Source organism: Pantoea sp. CTOTU50773 (assembly GCF_032082325.1).
GTDB classification, from domain to species: domain Bacteria; phylum Pseudomonadota; class Gammaproteobacteria; order Enterobacterales; family Enterobacteriaceae; genus Pantoea; species Pantoea communis.
The window spans coordinates 4,057-11,188 of sequence record NZ_DAMDQC010000143.1 but is presented as its reverse complement, the minus strand read 5'-3'; the positions used below and the strand labels follow the sequence as shown (position 1 = coordinate 11,188).

At 54.8% G+C, this 7,132-nt stretch carries 9 protein-coding genes; 5 read left to right on the top strand and 4 right to left on the bottom strand.

Features of this window, described 5'->3' with window-relative positions:
- Positions 1-781, top strand: a 781-nt coding sequence (locus tag RT340_RS18345) for a cation:dicarboxylate symporter family transporter (protein ID WP_313377445.1), incomplete at its 5' end; no start/stop codon positions are given.
- A gap of 198 nt (positions 782-979) precedes the next feature.
- Positions 980-1,363, top strand: coding sequence for a DUF6515 family protein (locus RT340_RS18340; protein WP_034821757.1), 384 nt, complete (start codon positions 980-982; stop codon positions 1,361-1,363).
- 54 nt (positions 1,364-1,417) lie between these two features.
- Here the strand turns inward: RT340_RS18340 and osmE are convergent, their stop codons facing one another.
- A complete protein-coding gene (gene osmE, locus RT340_RS18335; protein WP_034821760.1) occupies positions 1,418-1,753 on the bottom strand; it encodes an osmotically-inducible lipoprotein OsmE in 336 nt (111 codons plus the stop codon).
- 190 nt (positions 1,754-1,943) lie between these two features.
- On the opposite strand from osmE, the gene RT340_RS18330 reads away from it, so the two are divergent.
- The 3 genes from RT340_RS18330 (at position 1,944) to cho (ending at position 5,052) form a co-directional block, all read left to right on the top strand.
- A complete protein-coding gene (locus tag RT340_RS18330) occupies positions 1,944-3,134 on the top strand; it encodes a multidrug effflux MFS transporter (protein ID WP_313377444.1) in 1,191 nt (396 codons plus the stop codon).
- Positions 3,135-3,251: 117 nt separating this feature from the next.
- Positions 3,252-4,079 carry an ammonia-dependent NAD(+) synthetase gene (gene nadE, locus RT340_RS18325; RefSeq protein ID WP_313377443.1) on the top strand — a complete coding sequence of 276 codons (828 nt, stop codon included), beginning with the start codon at positions 3,252-3,254 and terminating at the stop codon, positions 4,077-4,079.
- 112 nt (positions 4,080-4,191) lie between these two features.
- On the top strand, positions 4,192-5,052 hold the full coding sequence (gene cho / locus RT340_RS18320; protein WP_313377442.1) for an excinuclease Cho: 861 nt from the start codon (positions 4,192-4,194) through the stop codon (positions 5,050-5,052).
- Positions 5,053-5,130: 78 nt separating this feature from the next.
- On the opposite strand, the gene spy is transcribed toward cho, so the two are convergent.
- The 3 genes from spy to RT340_RS18305 form a co-directional block, all read right to left on the bottom strand.
- Positions 5,131-5,628, bottom strand: a complete 498-nt coding sequence (gene spy / locus RT340_RS18315) for an ATP-independent periplasmic protein-refolding chaperone Spy (protein WP_034821771.1) — start codon at positions 5,626-5,628, stop codon at positions 5,131-5,133.
- A gap of 280 nt (positions 5,629-5,908) precedes the next feature.
- The gene (gene astE, locus RT340_RS18310; RefSeq protein WP_211727829.1) at positions 5,909-6,904 is read right to left on the bottom strand and encodes a succinylglutamate desuccinylase; all 996 of its coding nucleotides are present in this window, start codon (positions 6,902-6,904) and stop codon (positions 5,909-5,911) included.
- Positions 6,905-6,947: 43 nt separating this feature from the next.
- A partial coding sequence (locus RT340_RS18305; protein WP_313377441.1) for an N-succinylarginine dihydrolase occupies positions 6,948-7,132 on the bottom strand: 185 nt, incomplete at its 5' end.

Genomic DNA, 7,132 nt, shown 5'->3' with positions numbered 1-7,132 from the left:
GCTGAAGGATGACAAAGGCAAAGGCGAGCGCGTACTGGTGGCAATTGATACGCTGCAGTCCTGGGTGATGAGACTGGTGCGTGTGATCATGCAGCTGACCCCTTACGGTGTGCTGGCCCTGATGACCAAAGTGGTGGCGGGTTCTAACCTGCAGGACATCATCAAGCTGGGTGGTTTTGTGGTGGCCTCTTATCTCGGTCTGGCGATCATGTTTGGTGTGCACGCCCTGCTGCTGTCAGTGAACGGCATCAACCCGATGCGCTTCTTCCGCAAAGTATGGCCGGTGATCACCTTCGCTTTCACCAGCCGTTCCAGTGCGGCCAGCATTCCGCTGAACGTCGAAACGCAGACGCGCCGTCTTGGTGTGCCCGAATCGATTGCCAGCTTCTCGGCTTCCTTCGGTGCCACCATTGGTCAGAACGGTTGCGCCGGTTTGTACCCGACCATGCTGGCGGTGATGGTTGCGCCAACGGTCGGCATCAACCCGTTTGATCCGATGTGGATTGCGACGCTGGTCGGTATCGTTACGCTGAGCTCAGCCGGTGTTGCCGGTGTCGGCGGCGGTGCCACCTTCGCAGCGCTGATTGTGCTGCCTGCGATGGGCTTACCGGTGACCCTGGTTGCGCTGCTGATTTCCATTGAGCCGCTGATCGACATGGGCCGTACCGCATTGAACGTCAATGGTTCGATGACGGCCGGTTCACTCACCAGCCGCTGGCTCGGTTTGACCGATAAAAGAGTGCTGGAAAGCGACGAGCACGCTGAACTGGCGCATCGCTAATTCCGACGCAGCAGAACAACGGCAGGCCTCATCGCCTGCCGTTTTTTTATGGCTGAAACTCCGCCATTCCCCCCGATCGTGGCGCTAGCGTCAGGAAAGCGTTAAGCATGGTAAACAGACGAAAAATCAGCCACTTTTCACTTGAGTTTTGTCGTCAGAAGGCTAATTCTGCTATCAGTCATAGCAGGAGAATCACCGATGAAAAACGTTATCGCCTCGGTGCTGGCGTTAACCTTATTAACGCCCGCCATTAGTTTTGCCCACCCTTACGGCTGGGGCCCCGGCCCAGGTCCACATTGGGGTGGTGGCCCACGTTGGGGCGGTCCTGGTCCGCTGCGCTTCTTACCTGAGGCGGCGACAGCGGTGCTGATAGGCGGTCTCACTTATTACATGCTGAATGGCAATTACTACCAGCGTCAGGGCGATACCTACGTGGTGGTTCAGGCGCCTGAAGCGCCGCCAGAAGGCGGGATGCGCGTGCTCGATTTCAACGGAAAACGCTATTACGTGCAGGAAGGTCACTACTATCAGCGTGAGATGGGCGGCAATTACGTTGAAGTGCCCCGCCCGTACGGACTGTAAGCGTAAAACGAAAAAAGGCCCGTCATTGACGGGCCTTTTTGCATTCGGCAAGAATTACTGAGCAGCTTGCGGATCGGTATCGTAGTCTTTACAGCTCTGGAAACCGTAGTTCATGACACGGCCCACATCGTTGTAACTGACAAAGTAGGTCTGTGCTTTACCATCACGCTCGCCAATCACGTAAGTCTGGCAAGTACCACGGGCGTGTACCATGGTGATTTCAGTTGATGGAGCACCCGCAATCTGGCGAACCTGATCGCGCGTCATTCCTTTTTTCACATCCTTAACCACCGGCTTAGTCACATAGCTTTCCGCTTTGTCATAAGTCGTACAACCTGACAGAGCTACCAGCGTCACAGCGGCAGCGATACATCCCAGCACTTTATTCATCTTTATATTCCTCATTCTTTGTCCATGTCACACTAAGCTTGGAACATAAATCCAGATTAATCAAATCAATGGCAATGTTTTAGGCAATTTCTGAAACGTTAGTTTTTCGTAAAGTTGCTGTGTTGCCGCTTCACGCTTCGTATAATCCCCCGGCGAAAAAATCTCAAGACATCAAGAAAACAGAGGATCAATGACACCTGCACACTCTAATCGGCTGGTTTACGCCATTACGCTGGGCCTGCTCGCGGCACTTGGACCGCTCTGTATCGACTTGTACTTGCCCGCCTTACCTGAACTGGCGCGCGATCTGCATACCGAAACCGCCACCGCGCAGTTAAGTTTGACCGCAGGATTACTGGGCCTCGGCGCTGGACAATTGCTGTTTGGCCCGATGAGCGACAAGTTTGGCCGTATCCGCCCGTTGTTACTGTCGCTGGTGCTGTTATTTATCGCGTCGGTTGGGTGCGCGCTGGCAAAAGACATTCACTCTCTGTTGGTAGCGCGTCTGTTTGAAGGTCTGGCGGGCGCAGGCGGTGCGGTATTATCACGCGCTATCGCTCGTGATATGTACAGCGGCCATGAACTGACTCGCTTCTTTGCCCTGCTGATGCTGGTGAATGGCCTTGCGCCAATTGGTGCACCGGTGCTCGGCGGTGTGTTAATGACGGTGCTGAACTGGCGCGGCATTTTTGTAGTGCTCGGTTGTATCGCTGTACTGCTGATCTTCCTTGCGCGCTGGAAACTGCATGAAACGCTGCCCGCCGAACGTCGCAGCCAGGGCTCAATCTTTTCCGCCTGGGCAGCACTCGGCCAGGTGATCACTCATCGTCCCTTCATGGGCTTCTGCCTGACGCAGGGCTTTATGATGTCCGGCATGTTTGCCTACATTGGCGCTTCCCCGTTTGTATTACAGCAAATCTATGGCCTGTCGCCGCAGGCGTTTAGCTTCTGCTTCGCCGCCAATGGCTTCGGCCTGATTATTGCATCTCAAACCAGTGCACGCTTGTGCCCGCTGTGGGGTGAATATCGCGTGCTGAAAGGTGGACTGACGCTGGCATTCGTGGCGTCAGGTTGCTTGCTATTAGCTGGCCTGACCGGTGCACCATTGCCAATCATTCTGCTGGCACTGTTCTTCACCATCGCCAGTAACGGTGTGATTGCCACCACGGCTTCGTCATTGGCGATGCAAAGTCAGGGACACCGTGCAGGCAGCGCCTCGGCGGTGATTGGCGTCACCATGTTCACCTTAGGTGCCATTAGCGTGCCCGTAACCGGTTTGGGCGGCACCTCAGTATTGAGCATGACGGGCACTATCTTTGGCTGCTTTATGCTGGCAATTTTGATGTTCATCCTGTTGGCGCAAAAACCGAAAAGCGCCTGAAAAGCCTGCAAATAAGTGCGACAACAAGCCATGCGGCTTGTTGTTTGCCAGCGGAGGCGTTAGCTTTAGCAGATGATTCGTATTGTGCCGTCAGGCTACTGACTTGAGGAGAGGTTCATGTCACTGCAGCAGGAAATCATTGAAGCGTTGGGTGTTAAACCCGTTATCGATCCGCAACAGGAAGTCCGCGTCAGCGTCGATTTTCTGAAATCCTACCTGAAAGCCAATCCATTCCTGAAAACCCTGGTGCTCGGCATCAGCGGCGGACAGGACTCCACGCTAACCGGCATCTTGTCACAAACCGCCATTCGCGAGTTACGTGAAGAGACCGGCGACAAAGATTACACCTTTATTGCGGTACGTCTGCCGTATGGCGTGCAGGCCGATGAGCAGGATTGTCAGGATGCGCTGGCATTTATCCAGCCGGATCGCACCTTGGTCGTGAATATCAAGGAAGCGATTCTCTCCAGCGAGCGCGCGTTGAAAGAGGCGGGCATCGTGGTTTCAGATTTCGTGCGCGGCAACGAAAAAGCGCGTGAGCGTATGAAGGCACAATACAGCATCGCCGGCATGACCAAAGGCGTGGTGGTGGGCACCGACCATGCGGCCGAAGCCGTGACCGGTTTCTTCACCAAATACGGTGACGGCGGCAGCGATATCAACCCGATTTTCCGCCTGCACAAAGGTCAGGGAAAACAGCTGTTAAAAACCCTCGGCTGCCCGGAACACTTGTATCTGAAGCATCCTACTGCCGATCTGGAAGACGATCGTCCTGGCTTGCAGGACGAAGTGGCACTCGGCGTCACCTATCAACAGATTGACGCTTATCTGGAAGGCAAAACCATCGATGCCGCCGCCGCGAAGATCATTGAAGGCTGGTATCTGAAAACCGAACACAAGCGTCGTCCGCCGATCACCGTGTTCGACGACTTCTGGAAAAAGTAACCGCTCTACGTTTCCCGCCGCTGTCGCGGGAAACGCCCTCCTCCTGCCGCTGACTGGCGAGAAAAGCATCACGCTGATATACTGGACAGACAACCAGTAATCGGAGTGTGTTTTGGTCAGACGTGCAGCCAGCCACCGCCTCGAATTTGATGCGGCCGCGATTTATCAATATCCCGAACATTTACGCCAATGGCTGGAAGGTTTGCCCAATCAGCCTGGCGTTTACACCTTTCACGGTGACAGCGCTAACCTGCCGTTATATATCGGCAAAAGCGTCAACCTGCGCAGTCGGGTGATGTCGCATTTTCGCACCCCGGACGAAGCCAACATGTTGCGCCAGGCGCGACGCGTCACCTGGATCCCTACCGCGGGCGATCTTGGCGCGCAACTGCTGGAAGCGCAGATGATCAAAACGCAACAGCCGCTGTTTAATAAGCGCCTGCGCAAAAATCGTCAGCTCTGTTCATTGCAGCTTGGCGATGGCCCTCCGCAGGTGGTGTACGCCAAAGATCTCGACTTCTCGTGCTCACCGAATCTCTACGGCTTATTTCGCAGTCGCTTTGGAGCCATGGAAAAACTCAAGACGATCGCCGATGAACAGCGCCTGTGTCATGGATTGTTGGGGTTGGAGCGTTTAACGCCGGGACGCGGCTGTTTTCGCGCCGCACTAAAACGCTGCGCTGGGGCGTGTTGCGGCAACGAATCCATTGAAGCCCATCAGCAACGGTTACGTGAGGCATTGGAACAGATGCGCGTGGTGTGCTGGCCGTGGCAAGGCCCGGTTGGCATGGTGGAAGTGGGCACGGAGATGACGCAGATTCACGTCATCGATCACTGGTTCTGGCTCGGTTCGGTCGCTACCGAAGCAGAGGCTCGCCAACTGCAGCGCGCACGCCAGGGTTTTGATCATGACGGCTATAAAATTTTGTGCCGCCCGCTACTGTCCGGGGTTTTCCCGCTGATAGAACTCTAAAACAAAACCGCCGACGCTGCCCAAAGCATCAGATGCAGTGGACAACGTCGGCGGTCTCAAACCGATTAGCTAAACGGCTTATTCACCATCAGCCGGCGGTGGCGGCATTTTACCGTCATGCGGGCCTTTCTCTGTCAGACGTTTCTCAAAGTTGGCGTTGTACTGTTTTTTCTGCTCAGGCGTCAGCACGTTGTAAATCTTGTTCTGTGTTTCCATCATGCTCACCGCACGATCTTTCGCGTTGGCGGTCATTTTCTCAGCCTGCGCTTCGGCTTTCGCTTTATCGAAAGTATCTGAAGCGATGATGCTGTGGTTGGCACGACGCTCTTCCAGAGATGGACGTTTCATCTCTTTATGGCTGTCACGCATGATGGTCTTGATCTGCGCTTTCTGCGCATCCGTTAAATTCAGGCCTTTGAACATCATCTCCATACCGTGATGATGCATTGGCGGCTTGTGCATCGGTTTTTCGCTACCTGCTGGCGGTGGTGTCAGATTGTCCGCTGCAGCGTGGACGATGTTGGCAGCACCAAGAGCCATTGCAGTAGCCAGGAACAGGGAAGTGAGTTTACGCATAATATTTGTCCTTACTATTCAGTTTCATGACGACAAGGTGTGTCGCGTCTTCGGAAACAAGCATACGACGCCAAACGTCAACTACTCAGAGTCTGAGTAAAGCCCTGAAAGCATAAAAGACAGTAATCAGGCAATCATGGAGAGAAAGAGAAGAAATGCGTGAGGAATTGCAAAAGAGTATGACAATCAAACGGAAATGCGCAGGAATTAAGGAGGAGTGTAACGGTATTGTCGGATTTGCGGAAGGGAAAAATGGGTGAATTTTCTTCACCCACCTTTTTTATAACGTCAGTGCCTGCGTTTGCTCGTTTTCTTCCACCAGCATCAAGCCTGCACGCAATCCTGCGGCAACATTCGGATTGGGAAACAGCACATATTCGCGCGCCTGTTGCACGTAATAGCGCGTCTCGCCCTCTTCTGCCAGCAACGTGCCCTGCGGGAAAGCGGTGAAGTTCAGGGTCTCTGGCCCCATGTGCAGCACAAACGCGTCGCCGTGACGGGTAATTTGCTGTGCCACACGATAGTGTCGCGGCTGTTCCCGCACTTCTGGCAGTGACTCACCGTACAACAATGCCGCCAGCGCCAGCTGTACCGCCGCGAACTGGCTAAGATCATTTTCACCAAACGGCAGCGCTTTACCCAGCTCCAGCGTGCAGCTGGCCGCATCGTGATGTTCACAGCTGTAATGGGTAAAAGTGCCACCTGGGGAACGATGAAACACCAGCGCCTCCAGCTCAGCCGCCGCCAGCCAGTGCAGGAAATCCTGCGGCCACGGCTGAGGATTCAGCGGCATCACGCCGAAACGCGCATGGTACGAGCCACGAATCGCGGTATGCAGATCCAGATGCCAGCGCACTTCATGATCGCGACACTCGCGCCAAAATCGCTCAAGCGCTTGCTCCAGTTGCAGCGTACGCTGCGCTTCAGGTAGGTCGGGAACCTTCTGCCAGCGCCCTCCGAACAAACGGTTAATATCATATTGCTGATAGCGTTTGCCGCTGCGCAGCGCCTCTGGATTGCCTAATATCACCAGCAAGCGCACCGCTAACGGTTGTTCTCCGCGTAGCAGTGGCGTCAGCAACAGGTTAAGAATCTCAACCGGGGCCGTTTCGTTGCCGTGGACGCCCGCTGACAGTACCAGCGCCTGATGCGTCGGTGCATGGGGGGTCAGGGATAGAATGCCCTCATCATGCCACTGCCACTGTAAATGGGCATTGCTGCCCTGCCGCTGCTGCGGCGGCTTACCTGACAGGGTTTGTTGTAGAAAATCCTGCATGTACACTCCTTTTCAACTCAGAAGCTTCACTTACCCTCTGAGGTTAACGCTGAAATGCGTAGACACTGCCTAAGTCTAGCAGCTGTGTCAGCTCATCCAGCGCGGTGCGTCCTTCACGCAGTAATTGCGGATCGGCCAAATCGGCTTGCGTGAGGCGATCGCGGTAGTGGCGATCCACCCAGCTGTTCAGGGTGTTGAACAGGCGATCATTCATCAATACCGCTGGAT